This window comes from Leptothrix mechoopdaensis (SeqCode) (genome assembly GCF_053893855.1).
Genome location: NZ_CM132699.1, coordinates 2854993 through 2874500 on the forward strand (window position 1 = coordinate 2854993; position 19508 = coordinate 2874500).

Sequence of the window (19508 nt, forward strand, 5' to 3'; positions counted from 1 at the left end):
AATGCCGGATCGACCCTTGCTTCCACCCGTTCAGACGGTCCACGCCGCCGGCCTGCGCTGGGGCCTGCGCCGGCTTGGCCGCGGCCCGCGTGTGCTGCTGCTGCACGGCACCGGCTCGTCGGGCGATTCCTGGCTGGCAGTCGCCCAGCGGCTGGCCACCCGCCATGAGGTCTGGTTGCCCGACCTGCCTGGCCACGGCCGCACCGACGCCTTCGCCGACCGCCACGCCAGCCTGCCACGCATGGCCGACGCGCTGGCAAGCCTGCTGACGAGCCACGACGGCGCGCCCGAGTGGGTGGCGGCCCATTCGGCCGGCGCGGCGGTGATGCTGCAGATGGTGCTGGACCGCCGCATCGCGCCGCGCGGCCTGGTGTCGGTCAACGGCGCGCTGGCGCCGCTGCCCGGGCTGGCGGCTGCCGTGTTCCCGCCCCTCGCCCGGCTGATCGGCGCGAGCGACTGGCTGCCGCGCCTGGCTGCCCGTCAGGCCGCCCGGCCGGCCGCACTGGCGCGGCTGATCGCGTCGACCGGCTCGCGCCTCGGCCCGGCGGACGTCGAGCGCTACCGCGCGCTGCTGACCCAGCACAGCCATGTGCGGGGGGCCCTGGACATGATGGGCGCCTGGCAGCTGGACGCGTTGCTGGCCGGCCTGCCGCGTCTGCGGGTGCCCCTGTGGCTGGCCGCCGGCACGCGTGACGGCACGGTGCCGTGCAGCCAGTCGGCCCGGCTGGCCACGCGCATCCCCGTCGCGCGCTACGTGCCGCTGCACGGCCTGGGCCACCTCGCGCACGAGGAAGCGCCCGAGCGCATCGCCGAGCTGCTGCTGGACCTGACGTTGTCCGCGATCGACCCTGACCTTCAGGCCAACGACCGTCAACCCAACGACCTTCAGCCCAGGGACTGCACCGCCGCCGACAGCGCCCGCGCCCGACCCAGCGGCAAGGCCAGGTAGTGCCCGGCCATGGCCTGCGCCAGCGCCCGGGCCGGCGGTTGCGGGCGCGGCGAGGTATCGATCAGCAGGCTGCGCACCCCCGTCTGCGCCAGCTGGCGGGCGGCGTTCAGGGCGTCCTGCATGGCCTGTTCGCGGCCGGGCTGGCCGGCGTGGTCGATGTTGGCGCGGGCGTCGGTCAGGAAGACCAGTTGCGCCTGGCCGGCCTGCCCGGAGGACCCCGCCTGCAGCCGCAGCGCCAGCTCGGTCGCCGCCGCGATGCCTTGCGACAGCGGTGTGCCGCCGCCGCCCGGCAGCGCCGACAGGGCCCGGCGGGCGCGCACCAGCGATCGGGTCGGCGCCAGCAGCGTCTCCGCGCCGGTGCCCCGGAAGGCGATCAGCGCGACCTGGTCGCGCCGCACATAACAGTCGGCCAGCAGCAGCTCGACGGCGCCCTTGGCCTCGGCCAGCCGGTGCAGCGCCTGCGAGCCGGAGGCATCGACGACGAAGACCGTCGTGGTCGGCTGCGGGCGGCGCAGGCGGCGCACGTGCAGGTCGTCGCGGCGCAGCAGCAGGCGGGTCGATGGCGGTGGCAATGCCGCCTGTTCGCGTGCCTCGCGCCGCAGCCGCTGCCACGGCACGGCGGCGCGCAGGGTGGCCAGCAGGTCCAGCCGGGCACCGTCACGCGGCAGGCCGCGCCGCGCGCCGACCGGCCGGCCGCCGCTGCGGCTGGCGACCGACACGCCCTTGCGGCCGGCACCGGCACCGCCACGTCGGCCCTTGCCGGCGGCCAGTCGGGCCAGCAGGTCCGGCGGCAAGGCGGCCAGCGCGGCGGCGATGAGCTGGTCAGGCTGGATGGCGGCGGTCGCGGGTTCGTTCTGCTCGGTCGGCTCCGAAGGCGGTGCCGGATCGGGCTCCGGCGCGTCCAGGTTCTCGGGCGGCGGTGTGTCGGGCGGCGGGGCCTCGGCCGGTTCGCCGGACGGCGGCGGATCTGCCTGGGCGTCCTCGGCCGGCATCTGCGGCAAGGCTCTGGCGCGGGGCGCCAGCACCAGCCGGGCGGCGAACTCGGCATCGTCCTGGCCGACCCGCTCGCGGCCGTCGCAGGCGGCCGACAGGCAGGCCACGCGCCAGGCCTGCCAGGCCGGCCGCATCGAGTCGAGCCCGAGCGCCTGGGCGGCCGTGCACAACGCCTCGACCGCGTCGGCATCGAAGGGGATGCGGGCCAGCGCGGCGCGGGCGTCGGCGGCGTCGAAGGGCTCGTCCGATGCAACGGGATCGGCGGGATCGGACGGGCTGCCCGCCCGTTCGTCCAGCACCTGCTCCAGCACCTGCTCCAACACCAGCACCAGCGCCAGACGTTCGGCCAGCGGGCGGGCCAGCGCCTCGTCGTGAGAGCCGGCGTCCTGGCCTTCATCCAGCGCGATCAGCACGCTGCCCGCTTCGAGCGACGCGGCCAGCCGCGACACCAGCGTCGGGCTGGCGCGTTCGGCCATCGGCAGCAGCATCACGCCGCCCCGGGCCTGCTCGATCAGGCCGATGCCGTGGACCAGCCGGCCGGCGGACAGGCTGGCGGCCAGGTCCAGGCCGCCCAGCAGGCGCTCGTCGTCGATCTGCAGCGGCAGGCGTCGCCACGGTGCATCGGCCGGCCAGGCGGCGCGCAGGCGGGCCAGCACGGCGTCGCGCGCCTCGCCGGCCGGACCACGCAGCCAGACGCCGCCCAGGCCGGACGGGTCGACCGCCAGCAACCGGGCGATGCGGTCCAGGTCCTCGGCCGGCGTGGACATTCAGGCCGGCTCGAACAGTTCGCCGATGGCCCGCTCGATGCGGTCGGCCGAGCCGGTGTCGTCCAGCGGATTGCGGCGCAAGCGGTGGCGCAGCGCAGGCGCGGCGACCTGGCGCAGGTGGGCGTCGGTGACGTGTTCGGCGCCGTCGAGTGCGGCGGCGGCGCGGGCTGCGCGCATCAGGGTCAGCTCGCCGCGCAGGCCGTCGCTGCCGACGGCCTGGCACAGCCGCGCGGCGCGTTCGAGCACCGCGTCGGGCACGGCCAGTTCGGCCAGCCGGGCACGGCCACGTTCGATGCGGCGGCGCACGGCCGCGTCCTCGCGCGACCACTTCGACGCGAAGGCCTCGGGGTCGCGCTCGTAGGCATCGCGGCGCTTGATGATCTCGACCCGCTCGGCGATCGCGGTGGGCGTGCGCACCTCCACCGACAGGCCGAAGCGGTCCAGCAGCTGCGGGCGCAGCTCGCCCTCTTCCGGGTTGCCGCTGCCGACCAGCACGAAGCGGGCGGGGTGGCGCACGCTCAGGCCCTCGCGCTCGACCACGTTCTCGCCGGAGGCGGCGACGTCGATCAGCAGGTCGACCAGGTGGTCCTCCAGCAGGTTGACCTCGTCGATGTAGAGGAAGCCCCGGTTGGCGCGCGCCAGCAGGCCAGGCTCGAAGGCCTTGATGCCCTGGCCGAGCGCCCGTTCGAGGTCGAGCGCCCCGACCACGCGGTCCTCGCTGGCGCCCAGCGGCAGGTCGACCACGGGGACCGGCACACGCTCGACCCGTGCGGGGCGCAGGCGGGCGCAGTCCGTGCAGATCATCCGGCCGGCCGGATCGCAGTGGTAGGCGCAGCCGCGCACCGCACGCATGGTCGGCAGCAGCGCGGCCAGGCCGCGCACCGCCGTCGACTTGCCGGTGCCGCGGTCACCCAGCACCAGCACGCCGCCGATGGCCGGCTCGATCGCGGCGATCAGGATCGCCAGCTTCATCTCCTGCTGGCCGACGATGGCGGAGAACGGATAGGGCACGGACATGGTGTGGGGCCTCGGGCGCGGTCGTGGAAGCTGAGGTGAAAGCTGGCGTCGCAGCGGAACGTTCAGGCCTTCTTGACGAAGGCGCTGCACCAGCCCTTCGCCGAGACCTGCTTGCCGGCGAACAGCGGGCACGGGCCGGACGGTGCGCCGGCCTTGCCCTGGTAGAGCTGGCAGCCGCCGCAGGCCGAGCCGGCGACGTACTTGGGTTGCTTGGCCTTGTCGACCTTGCCGGCATCGGACTGGTAGCCCAGCGACGCGGCGGTGGCGTCCTTCTCGTCGACCATGGCCTGGGCCTGGGCTTGTCCGGCCAGCACGGCGGTGCCCAGCCACGGTACGAGGCGGATGAATTGGCGGCGGTTGTTCATGGCGAGAGTCCTTTCAGGGCATCGGATTCCGTGCCGACCGGGCAGGGGGCGGGCCGGCAGCAAGCCGCAGGCGGACATCGATCAGGTGGGCCAGGCCGGCCACGCCCAGGCAGGCCAGCACGGCCCAGGCGGTCGGCCCGGACGGGTCGCCCGGGCCGGACAGGCTCAGGCGCAGGCCCAGCATCAGGCCCAGGCCGGCGGCCAGGTTGGCCAGCACGGCGCGGCGCGCCGGGCCGGACGGCGCGCGCCACAGCGACCACAGCAGCTCGGCCACGCTGATGGCCAGCGCGACATCGACCAGCAGGCGCAGCGTGGGCGCGTCGATCAGGCTGTTCAGCATGTCGGGCATCCCGTCGGCAGCCGGTGCGGGCTCATCGGTTGAGCCACACCACGCCGGCATTGATGCTCGACGCGTACAGCACCCAGGCGAGGTAGGGCGCCAGCAGCACGCCCGCGCGCCAGGTCGGCGCCTGCCGGACCAGGGCGGCCACGGACAGCGCCAGCAGCGCCACCTCGGCCAGGGCCCAGTCGGGCCGCTTCAACGTGAAGAACAGCAGGCTCCAGCCCAGGTTCAGCGCGGCGTTCAGGCCCAGGCCGATCAGCCAGCGTCGACGCGGCGCACCGGGTGCGGCGGCCTGCCAGCCGAGCACGGCCGACCAGGCCGCGAGCGTGAAGATCAGCGTCCAGGCCGGGCCGAACCAGATATCGGGCGGCTTCCAGGCCGGCTGGCGCAGGGCCGCATACCAGGGGCCGAGATCGGTCGCCAGACCGCCCAGGGCGGCCAGCGTGACGGCCCCCAGCCCCGCCAGCACGCAGGCGCGGCGGTCGGTCGGCAGCCAGGCGCGCCAAGACGACCTCACGCCCGCACGAGACCGAGCCAATGGGCCAGGTCCTTGAAGAAGATGCGCACATGGGCCATCGGACGGCTGCGCACCAGGCGCTTGTTCATGTAGGCGTCGAAGGTGAGCTGCTGCACGTCGCGGTCGCGGCAGATGCTGACGAAGCGTTCGCGGCGGCGGTCGTTGGCATACCAGACCCGCTGCATCAGCCCGAGCACCCAGAACACGCGGCCGTGTTCGCGCATGAAGCGGCGGCGCGCGCGGGCCAGCACGCGCGTGTCGCCGGTGGCGATCAGTTCGTCGATCGACAGGGCGGCCAGCCGCCCGCCCAGCATCGCGTAGTAGATGCCCTCGCCCGAGGCCGGTGCGACGACACCGGCGGCATCGCCGGCCAACACGACATCGCGGCCGTTGTCCCAGCGCGGCAGGGGCTTCATCGGGATCGGCGCGCCTTCGCGGCGCAGCGTGACGGCATCGGCCAGGCCGGCGCGCTGGCGCAGCTCGTCGGTCGCGCGGCGCAGCGAGAAGCCCTTGTCGGCGCTGCCGGTGCCGATGCTGGCGGTGGCGCCGTGCGGGAACACCCAGCCGTAGAAGTCGGGCGACAGCCGGCCGTCGTAGTGGATCTCGCAGCGGCTGCCCAGGTAGCCCGCCGGCCGCTGCTCGGGCACGGCGATGACCTCGTGATAGGCGAACACCCAGCGGCCCCGGTCGGCACCCGGCACGGCCTGCGCGGCGACCTGCGAACGGGCGCCGTCGGCACCGACGACGCTGTGGGTGCGCAGGCGTTGCTCGGGTCCGCCGTGCTCGCCGTGGTCGGCATGTTCGGCACGCCAGACCACCACGGCGACGCCGTCCGGATCGCGTTCGAGCCGCACGAAACGGCCTTCGATCAGGATGGCCCCGGCATCGACCGCGCGGTGGCGCAGCCAGGCGTCGAAGTGTTCGCGGTCGACCATGCCGACGTGGCCGCGCTCGATCGGGATGTCGACCTGCGCGCCCTTGGGCGAGACCATGCGGGCCGAGGTGGCCCGCGCGACGATCTGCTCGGCGGGGATGTCGAAGTCGCGGATCAGCCGCGGCGGGATCGCACCGCCACACGGCTTGATGCGCCCGGCGCGGTCCAGCAGGACGACCTGCCGGCCGGCCTGCGCGAGTTCATGCGCGGCGGTCGCGCCGGCAGGGCCGCCGCCGACGACGACGCAGTCAGGACAGGACAGCGGCTTCATGGGCGGACCTCCGGGTGGCGGGACGCCGCTCGGGCGCCGGGCTGGGATGGGTCGCCGTGGCGGGGTCGTCGTGCTGCACCAGCCGGGCGGCCCAGACGAACATCACGGCTTCAAGCAGGAACACCACCGCGTAGGCCTGGGCGGGGCTGCCAAGGCCCCAGCGCGCCAGGTCGCTCAGGCCGGTGCCGACGACGCCGCCGAGCGCGAAGGCCATCGACTGCGCGGCGCCCCACAGGCCCATGCGCAGGCCTTCGCGGCCGGGGCCGCTGGCGCCGGCCAGCCGCATCATCGAGCCGATCGCGGCGATCGAGAACGCGCCGGTCGCGAGGCCGAGCAGGAACACGTTGGCCTTCAGCGGCCAGCCCGGTCCGACCCAGGCCGACAGGCCGAGGCCAAGCAGCGTCAGCGCGCTGGCCAGGCATCCGCCCCGGGTCCAGCTGCGCAGGCTGCCCCAGTCGCGACCGCCGAAGCGGCTGCCTGCGGCGGCGGCCAGCAACATGCCCACCAGCGTGCCGGCATGCTGGACGCCCGACAGCCGCGTCGAGCCACCCGGCGTCAGGCCGAAGATCAGGCCGACATACGGTTCGAGGATCAGGTCCTGCGCGCTGTAGGCCAGCATCGAGACGAACACGAAGACGGTGAAGCGGCGCGCGACCGGCTCGGACCAGAGCTGGCGCAGCGCGGCGCGGAAGTCGTCCCGGCCGGTGTCCTGCGTCTCAGCCGCCGTCGACCGAGTTGCCGGAATAGCCGATCGCGACGGGCCGGACGCCCGCCCTTCGAGTCCGGCCAGCGCCAGCACGGTCAACGTCAGAGCCGCCGCGCAGACACAGGCGGCGACCTGCAGCAGCCGCAGCGGCGAGTAGGGGTCGAGGAAGTGACCGGCCGTCCCGGCCGTCACGACGAAGCCCGCGATCATCATGATCCAGACGGTGGTGGCCGCCGCCGCGCGGCGTTCGGCCACGACGCGTTGTGCCAGCAGGGCCAGCAGCGAGGTGCCGGCCGCCGCCACGCCCAGCCCGATCAGCACGAAGGCCAGCATCGCCAGCGCGACACCGGCCGCGCGCTGGCTGGCCATCCAGACGGTGGCCAGCGCGGCCAGCACGCCACCGCTCGACAGCATCAGCATGCCGCCCAGGATCCACGGCGTGCGGCGCGGGCTGGCGTCGGAGCCGTGGCCCATGCGCGGGCGGCTGATCTGCACGACGTGGTGCAGCGCCAGCAGCAGGCCGGGCAGCAGCGCCGGCAAGGCCAGCTCGACGACCATCACGCGGTTCAGCGTCGAGGTGGTCAGCACGACGATCGCGCCGATCGCCGCCTGCACCAGGCCGAGCCGCGCAATCGCGCCCCAGCCGAAGGACTTGCCGGTGGTGCTCATGCGCGCCGCTCCTTCATGTGGTCAGCCGTTGCGCCAGTTCACGCAGGGCCAGTGCGCTGGTCAGCATGCCCAGCACGAAGGGCAGCACGCCGGTTGCGCTGTACCAGGTCGCGCGGGCCAGCGGGTCGGCCAGGAAGCGCCGCATCAGCACCAGCTGGATGCCCAGCAGGATGGCCACGACCCCCGCATGTCCGGGCGCCTGCCAGTCCAGCAACAGGCCGACGACGATGGCCTGCGGCGCGGCCATCGCCAGACAGGCCACGCGCGCCGCACCGGTCACGCCCAGGCGCACCGGCAGCGAGCCGATGCCCATGCGGCGGTCGCCCTCGATGGACTTGAAGTCATTGAGCGTCATGATCCCGTGCGCCCCGGCGCTGTAGAGCAGTGCCAGCGCGATCGAGCGGCCCTCGGGCAGGCCGCCCAGGCTCATCACCGCCGCACCGGTCAGCCAGGCCAGACCCTCGTAGCAGAGCGCGCAGGCGCTGTTGCCCCACCAGCCATTACGCTTGAGCCGCACCGGCGGCGCGCTGTAGGCCCAGGCCAGCAGCAGGCCGAACCCGGCGGCGGCCAGCGCGACGCTGCCCAGCGCGGTGGCGAGCAGCAGCGACAGCAAGGTCCAGAACACCGCGATGCCCAGGCCCCAGCGGCCCGGCAGGCGGCCCGACGGGATCGGGCGTTGCGGTTCGTTGATCGCGTCGACATGGCGGTCGAACCAGTCGTTGACCGCCTGGCTGGTGGCGCAGACGAAGGGCCCTGCCAGCAGCACGCCCGCGATGATCAGCGGCCAGCGCCCCTGCGCCGGCAGGCCGGAGGCCACGACGCCGCAGGCAAAGGCCCACATCGGCGGGAACCAGGTGATGGGCTTGAGCAGTTCGGCGATGGCCGAGAAGGCGGGGCGCTGCATGGAACCATTCTGGTCCTCGCCCCTGCCTTGTCAATCAAAATTTACACCGTGGTCTGTCAAGCAAACAGACCCGGATGTTTCAGGCGTCGGGCTCCGTGCCCGCACCCGGTCCTGCGTCCTGGATGCCGTAGCGGCGCAGCTTGACGTAGAGGCTCTGGCGCGAGAGGCCCAGCATCTCGGCGGCCGACGCGCGGTTGTCGCGGGTCAGTTCGAGGGCGGCCTCGATGCACAGGCGCTCGATCAGCTCGGCGGTCTCGCCGACGATGTCCTTCAGCGGCATGCGCCCGACCAGGTTGGTCAGCTGGTCGGCCGAACGGGGCAGCTGGCGGTTGCTGCGGCCGTCGTTCGACAGGCGGCGAGAGACGTCGCGGATCGAGAAGCCCAGGCACGGCGGCTGGGTGTCGGTCACCGCGACGGCCGAGATCTCGATCTGGCCGGGTTCGCCGTAGGTGCTGCGCAGCGTGGTCGGGAACAGGCGCAGCACGCCGTGCTGGCGCAGGTTGCTGATCAGCACGTTCAGGTCGACCGACGAGCGGCCGAGCCAGCGGTCCAGCGGCTGGCCGACGAGGCTCTCGCCAGCGGGCAGCTGCAGCATGTTCGAGAACGCCGGGTTGGCGGCCAGCACGCGGCCCTGCATGTCGGTCAGCACGAAGGCATCGGGCATCGCGTCGACGACCTGGCTGAGCGTCGGGCCGTCGGCCGCACGGGCATCGGCCGCCGCCGGGCTGGCGTCGAGCTGGATCAGGCGCAGCAGCAGCAGCGAGGCGTTGTCCTGCCGGAACAGCGAGGCCACCAGCCGCATCGGCGTGGCCTTGCCGGCCAGCCGCAGCTCGTCGCTCTCGCCACGACCGGCGCTGCGCGCCAGCGTCATCAACGCCTGGGCACCGGCCTGGCTGGGCACGGCGAGGAAGTCGATCACCGGCCGGCCGATGATGCGGCGCGTGCTCTCGCCCAGCAGGCGGGCGGCGGCGGCGTTGTGCTCGAACACGTTCAGCGTCGTCGCGTCGACCACCAGCAGGGCCTCGTCGACGGCCTCGAACAGCAGCCGGTAGCGGGCCTCGGTGTGACGCAGCCGCAGGTAGTCGCGTTCCATCGACTGCTGCGCATCGACCAGGCGCTGCTGCACGGCGGCGATGGCGCCGAGGTTGCGGCCCAGCGCCAGCAGCCGGCCCTGTCGACCCAGCGGCACGACGCGGTAGCTGACCGGCAGTTCGTGTCCACCCGACAGCGGATGGTTGACCTGGCGCTCGACCGGCGCGGGCGATGCGTCGCCGGCGGCCTCGTCCCGGGCGGCGAGGCCGGCGGCATCGATCATCGCGGTGATCTTGCTGCGGCTCTCGACCGAGACGGTCTCGATCCAGCGACGCCCGATCCACAGCCGCAGATCAGCCAGTTCGACCTGTTGCGGTCCGTGGACCGTCAGGTCACGGATGACGCCCAGTCCGTCGATCACCAGCGCGAGATCGGCCGACGCTGCGACGACCGCAGCCATCACGTCGGCTTCCAGGTCTGCAAAGTACAGCTGGGGGTTCTCGGACCAGTGTTCGATCGATGTGCCGACGTTGTGCATCGAGCGCCCTGTGTGAGCTTCGCTGACGTGACCACCGGGCCACGTCCCTGGAGTGGGGGGAGCGAGACGACCAGCTTCCCTGACGTCAGGTCCTGCTGAAAGTCTTCACTGTTCTTGCCGCAAGGACCCGAGCCACTGGTTGGCGGTCGACACGGCCGAGGTGGCATCGCTGGCCATCGCATCGGCGCCGCAGCGCTCGGAAAGGTCCGGAATCCTGGCCATCGCGGGCCCTCCGACCATGACAAACAGGTTCGGGTTCCGGCTGGCGCGACGCAGTTCGAGGATAGCAGAGGCCACTGCAGGGACCGATGTGTCCACGCCTACGGACAAACCGAACATGTCATACCAATCTGACGCCAGGGCTACGCCCAGATCGGACCAGTCCGACTTCGGTTCGTACTGGACAAACCAGCCGTCGCGGGCGAAGAACTCGCTCAGCATCGCGACGCCGAAGGTGTGCTGCGAACCGGGTTCGGCGGCCAGCAGCGCGCGCCGACCCGGCGTCGGGTGACCGCCCAGCCGGAAGCCGCTGCTGTGTTCGTGCAGCACCTGCTGCAGCCGCCACAGGCCGATCGTGACCTCGGAGAAGCTGTAGACGTCGTCGGCCCAGAACTCGCCCATCAGGCGGGCGGCCGGCGACAGCAGCTGCAGGAAGATCTGTTCGAGCGACGCCCCGGCGGCGATCAGCGCCTGGACGAACTGGGCCGTCCGGTCCGGGTCACCGACGACGGCGACATGCGCCAGCGTCTCGACGTGCGCCGCCGTGATCGCGAAGTCCGCCCGCGACGGTGCGCGCGGCGCGGCGACGTCGCCATGCAGCAGCATCAGCCGGGGAATGATCTCGAACTCGACGATGCGCGAGAGCTGCAGCTCGGGCGAGCCGTTGCCGGCCACCAGATGCGGCACGCCGCCCACGGGGCGCGCCGGATCCGGCGCGGTGCGCCAGCGCTGGCGCAGCAGGTCTCTTCCGACACGGGCCATCATGTCTCCCAGCGTCGGTGCCACTTCCCGCAACACGGCGGGATCGAGTTCGGCGCAATGCTCGTCCACAGGCAAGCTCCGAGAGCGACGAATGCCTTGAAGTCGATGTAGGTTCCAGCCTGCCACCTCGGTCTCCTCGGGGGCAGATATACAGCGGCGGCAGTCTTGACGGTCGAGGGTCACAGGCCCCTGGTCGCCACGCCCGTCACGCGTCGGCCGTAGCCGCTGCTTATCAGGTTGTCAACAACATCCGGTGCCAGGTTCTTGTCGTTCGTCAGCTCCAGATCACCTACTGTCGGCTTGACGCTGATGCACGTCAAGCCAAGCGAGTTACTCGTTAACCCCGGGGGCAGGCTGAATGTTCGAAAAAGATGACGTCAACCTCGATTGACACTTCTGGAGGGCGGGCCTAGATTCGTGTCATGCCCAGCGCCCAACCCACCGCGACCTCCGTCGGCGTCCTGATCCGGCAGCGGACCCCGCTGTACACGCCCGAGCAGCGGGTGCGGCGCGACCGGACGCGCTGGACCTGGGTGCAGGGCGTGCTGGCTCCCGTGCAGTTCCTGGCCTTCGCGGTCAGCACGCTGCTGGTGCTGCGTTTCCTGGCGACCGGCGAAGGCGAGACCGCCGCAGTCGTGTCGGTGCTGATCAAGACCGCCCTGCTCTACACGATCATGCTGACCGGCTGCCTGTGGGAGAAGGCGGTGTTCGGCCGCTACCTGTTCGCCCCGGCCTTCTACTGGGAGGACATGGTCAGCATGGCGGTGCTCGCGCTGCACACCGCCTACCTGGCGGCCTGGTGGAACGGCTGGCTCGACGTGCGCCAGCAGATGCTGCTGGCCCTGGCCGCCTACCTGACCTACGCGGTCAACGCCGCCCAGTTCCTGCTGAAGCTGCGCGCGGCCCGGCTCGACCTGAACGGAGCCCGGCGATGAACGCGCGCATCCCCATCCACGCGCTGTCGGGCGACGCCACCTGCGCCGAGCCGCCAGTGCTGCGCGAACGTGGCCAGCGCGAGGTCTTCTGCGGCCTGACCGGCATCGTCTGGCTGCACCGCAAGATGCAGGACGCCTTCTTCCTGGTGGTCGGCTCGCGCACCTGCGCCCACCTGCTGCAGTCGGCGGCCGGCGTGATGATCTTTGCCGAGCCGCGTTTCGCGACCGCCATCATCGACGAGCGTGATCTGGCCGGCCTGGCCGATGTCCACGAGGAACTCGACGGCGTCGTGCAGCGCCTGCTGGCGCGCCGGCCGGACATCCGCGTGCTGTTCCTGGTCGGCTCCTGCCCGTCCGAGGTCATCAAGCTGGACCTGTCGCGGGCGGCCGAACGCCTGAGCCAGATCCACTCGCCGGCCGTGCGGGTGCTGAACTACTCCGGCAGCGGCATCGAGACCACCTTCACCGAGGGCGAGGACGCCTGCCTGGCCGCGCTGGTGCCGCAGATGACCCCCGTCGGCGCGCGCTGCGACGAGCCGGACCTGCTGGTCGTCGGCAGCCTGGCCGACGTGGTCGAGGACCAGTTCCGCCGCCTGTTCGCCGCGATGGGCATCGCCCGGGTCGACTTCCTGCCGTCGCGGCGCGCCAGCGAACTGCCGGCCGTCGGCCCGAACACCCGGATGCTGCTGGCCCAGCCCTTCCTGGCCGCGACCGCCAAGGCGCTGGAAGACCGGGGCGCGCGCCGCATCCCGGCCCCCTACCCGCTCGGCGTCGAAGGCACGCAGGCCTGGCTGATGGCGGCGGCCGAGACGATGGGCGTCGACCCGGCCCGTGCCGAAGCCGCCCTCGCACCGGCCCGCCAGCGCGCCACGCAGGCGCTGGCGGCCGCCCGCACGCGACTGGCCGGCAAGCGGATCTTTTTCTTCCCCGACTCGCAGCTGGAGGTGCCGCTGGCGCGCTTCGTCGCCCGCGAGCTGGGCATGGTGCTGACGGAGGTCGGCAGTCCCTACCTGCACGCCACCCACCTGGACGAGGAACGCGCGCTGCTGCCCCAGGGCACGCAGCTCAGCGAGGGTCAGGACGTCGAACGCCAGCTCGACCGCTGCCGCGCCGCCGCGCCGGACCTGGTGGTCTGCGGACTGGGTCTGGCCAATCCGCTGGAGGCCGAGGGCTACGCGACCAAGTGGTCGATCGAGCTGGTCTTCACCCCCATCCAGGGCTTCGAGCAGGCGGGCGACCTGGCCGCCCTGTTCGACCGTCCGCTGCAGCGCCGCGCGCGGCTGGCGGCCTAGGGAACGACGCACCATGCAGCTCACGCTCTGGACCTACGAAGGCCCGCCGCACGTCGGCGCGATGCGCGTGGCCACGGGCATGCGCTCGCTGCACTACGTGCTGCACGCACCGCAGGGCGACACCTACGCCGACCTGCTGTTCACGATGATCGAGCGGCGCGGCGAACGCCCGCCGGTCACCTACACGACCTTCCAGGCGCGTGACCTGGGCGGCGACACCGCCGAGCGCTTCAAGCAGTCGGTCGCCGAGGCCCACGAGCGCTTCCGCCCGCAGGCCATGATCGTCGGCGCGTCCTGCACGGCCGAGCTGATCCAGGACGATCCGGGCGGACTGGCTCAGGCACTGAGCCTGCCGATCCCGGTGATCCCGCTGGAGCTGCCGGCCTACCAGCGCAAGGAGAACTGGGGCGCGGCCGAGACCTTCTACCAGCTGGTGCGCCGGCTGGCGGTGCGGCCCGACAAGCTGGCCCAGCCGCGTGCGCCGCTGGACGGCAGCCGCCGCGCGCGCTGCAACCTGCTGGGCCCGACCGCCCTGGGCTTCCGCCACCGCGACGACGTGCAGGAGATCACCCGGCTGCTCGACCGCATCGGCGTGGATGTCGCGCTGGTCGCGCCGATGGGGGCCTCGCCGGCCGACCTGGCCCGTCTGGCCGAGGCCGACTTCAACGTCATGCTCTACCCGGAAGTGGCGCAGACCGCCGCCAGCTGGATGAGCCGCCAGCTCGGCCTGCCCTGCACCCGCACCGTGCCGATCGGCGTGGGCGCGACACGCGACTTCATCCGCGAGGTCGCAGCACTGGCCGGCCTCGATGCCGACGCGGCACTCGAAGCCGCCGAACAAGGCTCACGCGCGCCGTGGTACGCCCGCTCGGTCGACAGCAACTACCTGACCGGCAAGCGCGTGTTCATCTTCGGCGATGCGACCCACGCCATCGCGGCGGCCCGCATCGCCTCGCGCGAGCTGGGCTTCGAGGTGGTCGGACTGGGCAGCTACAGCCGCGAGTTCAGCCGTGAGTTGCAGGACGCGGCCAAGGCGCTGGGCCTGACCGCGCTGATCTGCGACGACTACCTGGAGGTCGAGGCCGCCATCGCCGCCGCGACGCCCGAGCTGGTGCTGGGCACGCAGATGGAACGCCATGTCGCCAAGCGCCTGGGCCTGCCCTGCGCGGTGATCTCCGCGCCGGTCCACGTGCAGGACTTCCCGGCGCGGACCTCGCCGCAGATGGGCTTCGAAGGCGCCAACGTGCTGTTCGACACCTGGGTCCAGCCGCTGATGATGGGCCTGGAAGAACACCTGCTGGGCATGTTCCGCGGCGACTTCGAGTTCCATGAGGACGCCGCGCCGTCGCACCTTGGCCGCAGCCAGCCGGGCACCGTGGCGACGCCATCGAGCCGCGCCGCCGAGCCAATCACCGTTCAGACCCCCCTGCCGGCCGCACCGCTGGCCACCACCTGGACCGCCGATGCCGAGCGCGAGCTCGGCAAGGTGCCCTTCTTCGTGCGGGGCAAGGCGCGCCGCAACACCGAACGTTATGCGCTGGACCACGGCCTGAGCGCGATCACCGTGGAGACCCTCTACGATGCCAAGGCCCACTTCAGCCGCTGACCCCGGCGTGCCGATGCGCGTCGTGCTCGTCACGATGGATGCGCACTTGAGCTCGGCCGCCGCGCGCGCCCAGCAGCAGCTGAACCGCCTGCTGCCCGGCGTGCGGCTGGTAGTCCACGCGGCGGCCGACTGGGACAGCCAGCCCGATGCCCTGGCGCGTTGCCGCGCCGACATCGCCAGCGCCGACCTGGTGATCGCGACGATGCTCTTCATGGAAGAGCACTTCCTGCCGGTGATCGACGCCCTGCAGGCTCGCCGCGAGGCCTGCGACGCGATGGTCTGCGCGATGTGCGCCGCACCGGTCATGAAGCTGACCCGCATGGGCCGCTTCTCGATGGACGGCAAGTCCGGCGGCCCGCTGGCGATGCTGCGCAAGCTGCGCGGCAAGGGCGATGCCGACAAGGACGCCGACGGCGAGAAGTCCAAGGCCGGCGCGGGCGCGCAGCAGATGAAGATGCTGCGCCGCCTGCCCAAGATCCTGCGCTTCATCCCCGGCACGGCCCAGGACGTGCGCATCTACCTGCTGGTGCTGCAGTACTGGCTGGCCGGCTCGCAGGAGAACCTGGCCGGCATGGTCCACCTGCTGGTCGACCGCTATGCCGCCGGCCCGCGTGCCGTGCTGCGCGGGCGTTCGACGCCGGCCGCGCCGGTCGAGTACCCCGAACTGGGCCTCTACCACCCGATGCTGGCCGCGCGCATCACCACCGAGGTGGCCGACCTGCCCGCCCGTGGCGGCCCGGCCACCGTCGGCCTGCTGCTGATGCGGTCCTACCTGCTGGCGGGCAACACGGCCCACTACGACGGCGTGATCGCGGCGCTCGAAGCGCGTGGCCTGCGCGTGCTGCCGGCGTTCGCGACGGGGCTGGACGCGCGTCCGGCGGTCGAGCGATTCTTCCTGCGCGACGGCCGTGCGGCGGTCGACGCGGTGGTCTCGCTGACCGGCTTCTCGCTGGTCGGCGGGCCGGCCTACAACGACGCCCATGCGGCCGAGACGCTGCTGGCGCGGCTGGACGTGCCCTACCTGTCGGTGCTGCCGGTCGAGTTCCAGACGCTCGAACAGTGGGGCGGCTCGGACCGCGGCCTGCTGCCGCTGGAGGCCACGATGATGGTCGCCCTGCCCGAGCTGGACGGCGCGACCAGCCCGATGGTCTACGGCGGTCGCAGCGACGGCGCCGGCAAGGCCTGCACCGGCTGTGCCCGCGGCTGCGCCTTCACGGCCAGCGCCAGCGCGCACGACATGCACGGCTGCCCCGACCGCGCCGAGATGCTGGCCGGCCGGGTCGACCGCCTGGTGCAGCTGCGCCGCAGCGAACGGGCCGAACGGCGTGTCGGCCTGGTGCTGTTCAACTTCCCGCCCAATGCCGGCAACACCGGCACCGCCGCGCACCTGAGCGTGTTCGATTCGCTGTACCAGACGCTCGCGCGGCTGCAGCGCGAGGGCTACCGGGTCGAGCTGCCCGCCAGCGTCGACGCGCTGCGCGACCGGCTGCTGGTCGGCAACGCCGCCCGGCTCGGCGCCTGCGCCAACGTGCACGCGCGCATCCCCGTCGGCGAGCATGTCCGGCGCGAACGCTGGCTGCGCGAGATCGAGGCCCACTGGGGTCCGGCACCGGGTCGCCAGCAGAGCGACGGCCAGACGCTGCATGTGCTGGGCGAACGCTTCGGCAATGTCTTCGTCGGCATCCAGCCGGCCTTCGGGCACGAGGGCGATCCGATGAAGCTGCTGTTCGAGCGCGGCTTCGCGCCGACCCATGCCTTCTCGGCCTTCTACCGCTGGCTGCGCGAGGACTTCGGCGCCCATGCGGTGCTGCACTTCGGCACCCACGGCGCGCTCGAGTTCATGCCCGGCAAGCAGGCCGGCCTGTCGGGCGCCTGCTGGCCGGACCGGCTGATCGGCGACCTGCCCAACCTCTACCTGTACGCGGCCAACAACCCGTCCGAAGGCCTGCTGGCCAAGCGCCGCAGCGCCGCCACGCTGATCAGCTACCTGACGCCGCCGCTGTCGCAGGCCGGCCTCTACAAGGGCCTGGTCGAGCTCAAGGACGCGCTGAACCGCTGGCGTGGCCTGGCACCGGGCTGGACGCTCGAACACGCCGCGCTGGCCACGCTGATCCAGGCCCAGGCGCAGGTGCTCGAACTGGTCGGCGCCGATGCCGCCGCCTGGACCGCCGACAACGCGCTGCCCGCCATCGAGCGGCTGCAGGGCGAGCTGCTGGAGCTGGAGCAGACGCTGATCCCCAACGGCCTGCACGTGCTCGGCCGCATCCACACGCAGGCTCAGCGACTGAGCCTGCTGGAAGCCGCCGCCGCTGCGCAGTTCCCGGCCGGACAGGCGCCGAGCGCCGCCGCGCTGCAGGCACTCGCCGAAGGCCGCAGCGCCGCCGAGGCGCTGATGGTCGAGGGCCGTTCGGCCGAACGCGACCGCCTCGCGCCGCTGGAAGCGCTGGCCCGCACCGTGCGCCTGCTGGGCCAGAACCCCGAGCTGGACGCGATCGTGCACGCGCTGGACGGCGGCTACCTGGCGCCCGCCCCCGGTGGCGACCTGCTGCGCAACCCGGACATCCTGCCGACCGGCCGCAACCTGCACGGCTTCGACCCGTCACGCCTGCCCAGCGCCTATGCGGTGCAGGACGGCGCGCGGCAGGCCGAGCGGCTGCTCGAACGCCATCAGGCCGAGGGCTACCGCCTGCCCGAGTCGATCGCGCTGGTGCTGTGGGGCACCGACAACCTCAAGAGCGAAGGCGCGCCGATCGCGCAGGCGCTGGCGCTGCTGGGCGCACGTCCGCGCTTCGACGGCTACGGCCGGCTGGCCGGCGCGACGCTGGTGCCGCTGGCCGAGCTGGGCCGGCCGCGCATCGACGTGATGGTCACGCTGTCGGGCATCTTCCGCGACCTGCTGCCGATGCAGATCCGGCTGCTGGCCGAGGCCGCCTTCCTGGCCGCCAGCGCCGACGAGCCCGAGCACCTGAACTTCGTGCGCAAGCACGCCCTGGCCCATCAGCGCGAACATGGCGGCGACCTGGAGACGGCCGCGCTGCGTGTCTTCGGCAATGCCGAGAGCGCCTACGGGGCCAACCTGGGCAGCCTGATCGACAACGGCGCCTGGGCCGAGACCGACGAGCTGGCCGAGACCTTCGTGCGCCGCAAGGGCTTTGCCTACGGCCGCAGCGGCCGGCCGGTGCAGAAGGCCGCGCTGCTGGCCAGCGTGCTGCAGCAGGTCGAGCTGGCCTACCAGAACCTCGATTCGGTCGAGCTGGGCGTCACCACGGTCGACACCTACTTCGACACCCTCGGCGGCGTCAGCCGCGCGGTGCAGCGCGCCAAGGGCCCGCGCAGCGTGGTGGCGCCGGTCTACATCGGTGACCAGACCGACGGCCAGCACGCGGTGGTGCGCACGCTCGGCGAACAGGTCGCGCTGGAGACCCGCACGCGCATGCTCAACCCGACCTGGTACGAGGGCATGCTCGAACACGGCTACGAGGGCGTGCGCCAGATCGAGGCCCACCTGACCCACACGCTGGGCTGGTCGGCCACCACCGGGCAGGTCGCCCCGTGGGTCTACCGCCAGCTCAGCGAGACCTTCGTGCTCGATGCCGCGATGCGCGAGCGCCTGGCCCGCCTGAACCCCACCGCCTCGGCCCGCATGGCGCAACGCCTGCTCGAAGCGAGCGAACGCGATTACTGGCAACCCGACGAGGCCACCCTCGCCGCGTTGCAACACGCCAGCGACGAGCTGGAAGACCGCCTCGAAGGCGTCACGACCGTCACGACCGAAAAGGCCGCCGCATGAACAGCGTCATCGATCTCCCCGCCAGCATGCGTCGCCGTCTCGACGGCGAAGGCAGCGTCCAGGTCGGGCTCGACCCGGGCGACCGCATCGACACCGCCAAGGTGTTCGCGATCTACGGCAAGGGCGGCATCGGCAAGAGCACGACCTCCAGCAACCTGTCGGCGGCGTTCTCGCGGCTGGGCAAGCGGGTGCTGCAGATCGGCTGCGACCCGAAGCACGACTCCACCTTCACGCTGACCAAGAAGATGCTGCCCACCGTCATCGACGTGCTGGAGACGGTCGACTTCCACGCCGAGGCGCTGCGGCCCGAGGACTTCATGTTCGAGGGCTACAACGGCGTGATGTGCGTCGAGGCCGGCGGCCCGCCCGCCGGCACCGGCTGCGGCGGCTACGTGGTCGGCCAGACCGTCAAGCTGCTGAAGGAACACCACCTGCTCGAAGACACCGACGTGGTGATCTTCGACGTGCTGGGCGACGTCGTCTGCGGCGGTTTCGCCGCGCCGCTGCAGCATGCCGAGCGGGCCATGATCGTCACGGCCAACGACTTCGACTCGATCTTCGCGATGAACCGCATCGTGCAGGCGATCGGCGCGAAGGCCAAGAACTACAAGGTCCGGCTCGGCGGCGTCATCGCCAACCGCAGCGCCGCGACCGACCAGATCGACCGCTACAACGAGCGCATCGGCCTGAAGCTGTCGGCCCATTTCCCCGACCTGGACGTGATCCGCCGCAGCCGGCTGAAGAAGTCCACGCTGTTCGAGATGGAGCCCTCGCCCGAGCTGGAGCGGGTGCAGCAGGAGTACCTGCGCCTGGCCGCCTCGATGTGGCTGGGCGGTGACCCGTGCGAGGCGGTGCCGATGAAGGACCGCGACCTGTTCGACCTGCTGGGCTATGACTGA

At 72.4% G+C, this 19508-nt stretch carries 16 protein-coding genes; 6 read left to right on the top strand and 10 right to left on the bottom strand.

What is annotated here, in order from left to right; all coding sequences use genetic code 11:
- Positions 1–16: 16 nt before the first annotated feature.
- Positions 17–949: an alpha/beta fold hydrolase BchO gene (gene bchO, locus ACWA7K_RS12385; protein WP_456161712.1), complete on the top strand. Its 933-nt coding sequence runs from the start codon at positions 17–19 to the stop codon at positions 947–949.
- Here bchO and ACWA7K_RS12390 read toward each other — a convergent pair.
- The 10 genes from ACWA7K_RS12390 to ACWA7K_RS12435 all read right to left on the bottom strand — a co-directional run bounded on the left by ACWA7K_RS12390 (position 886) and on the right by ACWA7K_RS12435 (position 10989).
- Positions 886–2709, bottom strand: a complete 1824-nt coding sequence (locus ACWA7K_RS12390; protein WP_456161713.1) for a magnesium chelatase subunit D — start codon at positions 2707–2709, stop codon at positions 886–888. The two genes, bchO and ACWA7K_RS12390, sit on opposite strands and share 64 nt — an antisense overlap.
- Positions 2710–3726, bottom strand: a complete 1017-nt coding sequence (gene bchI, locus ACWA7K_RS12395) for a magnesium chelatase ATPase subunit I (RefSeq protein WP_456161714.1) — start codon at positions 3724–3726, stop codon at positions 2710–2712.
- Between the two features lie 62 nt (positions 3727–3788).
- Positions 3789–4091 carry a high-potential iron-sulfur protein gene (locus ACWA7K_RS12400; protein WP_456161715.1) on the bottom strand — a complete coding sequence of 101 codons (303 nt, stop codon included), beginning with the start codon at positions 4089–4091 and terminating at the stop codon, positions 3789–3791.
- Between the two features lie 13 nt (positions 4092–4104).
- A complete protein-coding gene (locus ACWA7K_RS12405; RefSeq protein ID WP_456210129.1) occupies positions 4105–4440 on the bottom strand; it encodes a hypothetical protein in 336 nt (111 codons plus the stop codon).
- Between the two features lie 22 nt (positions 4441–4462).
- The gene (locus tag ACWA7K_RS12410) at positions 4463–4951 is read right to left on the bottom strand and encodes a TspO/MBR family protein (protein ID WP_456161717.1); all 489 of its coding nucleotides are present in this window, start codon (positions 4949–4951) and stop codon (positions 4463–4465) included.
- Positions 4948–6156, bottom strand: a complete 1209-nt coding sequence (locus tag ACWA7K_RS12415; RefSeq protein ID WP_456161718.1) for a geranylgeranyl diphosphate reductase — start codon at positions 6154–6156, stop codon at positions 4948–4950. The genes ACWA7K_RS12410 and ACWA7K_RS12415 overlap by 4 nt, the downstream gene beginning before the upstream one ends.
- Positions 6134–7531 (bottom strand): BCD family MFS transporter, encoded by a 1398-nt coding sequence (locus tag ACWA7K_RS12420; RefSeq protein WP_456161719.1) that lies wholly within the window; start codon positions 7529–7531, stop codon positions 6134–6136. Before ACWA7K_RS12420 ends, ACWA7K_RS12415 begins: the two co-directional genes overlap by 23 nt.
- A gap of 13 nt (positions 7532–7544) precedes the next feature.
- A complete protein-coding gene (gene chlG, locus ACWA7K_RS12425) occupies positions 7545–8435 on the bottom strand; it encodes a chlorophyll synthase ChlG (protein ID WP_456161720.1) in 891 nt (296 codons plus the stop codon).
- Between the two features lie 79 nt (positions 8436–8514).
- Positions 8515–10005: a transcriptional regulator PpsR gene (ppsR, locus tag ACWA7K_RS12430; RefSeq protein ID WP_456161721.1), complete on the bottom strand. Its 1491-nt coding sequence runs from the start codon at positions 10003–10005 to the stop codon at positions 8515–8517.
- Positions 10006–10110: 105 nt separating this feature from the next.
- On the bottom strand, positions 10111–10989 hold the full coding sequence (locus tag ACWA7K_RS12435; RefSeq protein WP_456161722.1) for a cobalamin B12-binding domain-containing protein: 879 nt from the start codon (positions 10987–10989) through the stop codon (positions 10111–10113).
- 419 nt (positions 10990–11408) lie between these two features.
- Here ACWA7K_RS12435 and bchF point away from each other — a divergent pair, with 419 nt between their 5' ends.
- Genes bchF through bchL form a run of 5 tightly spaced genes read left to right on the top strand, consistent with a single transcriptional unit; the run spans position 11409 to position 19508 of the window.
- Positions 11409–11921 (top strand): 2-vinyl bacteriochlorophyllide hydratase, encoded by a 513-nt coding sequence (gene bchF / locus ACWA7K_RS12440; protein ID WP_456161723.1) that lies wholly within the window; start codon positions 11409–11411, stop codon positions 11919–11921.
- Positions 11918–13213 (top strand): ferredoxin:protochlorophyllide reductase (ATP-dependent) subunit N, encoded by a 1296-nt coding sequence (locus ACWA7K_RS12445; protein ID WP_456161724.1) that lies wholly within the window; start codon positions 11918–11920, stop codon positions 13211–13213. The genes bchF and ACWA7K_RS12445 overlap by 4 nt, the downstream gene beginning before the upstream one ends.
- A 13-nt stretch (positions 13214–13226) precedes the next feature.
- Positions 13227–14819 (top strand): ferredoxin:protochlorophyllide reductase (ATP-dependent) subunit B, encoded by a 1593-nt coding sequence (gene bchB / locus ACWA7K_RS12450; RefSeq protein WP_456161725.1) that lies wholly within the window; start codon positions 13227–13229, stop codon positions 14817–14819.
- 13 nt (positions 14820–14832) lie between these two features.
- Positions 14833–18609, top strand: a complete 3777-nt coding sequence (locus tag ACWA7K_RS12455; RefSeq protein ID WP_456161726.1) for a magnesium chelatase subunit H — start codon at positions 14833–14835, stop codon at positions 18607–18609.
- Positions 18606–19508, top strand: a complete 903-nt coding sequence (gene bchL, locus ACWA7K_RS12460; RefSeq protein ID WP_456161727.1) for a ferredoxin:protochlorophyllide reductase (ATP-dependent) iron-sulfur ATP-binding protein — start codon at positions 18606–18608, stop codon at positions 19506–19508. The genes ACWA7K_RS12455 and bchL overlap by 4 nt, the downstream gene beginning before the upstream one ends.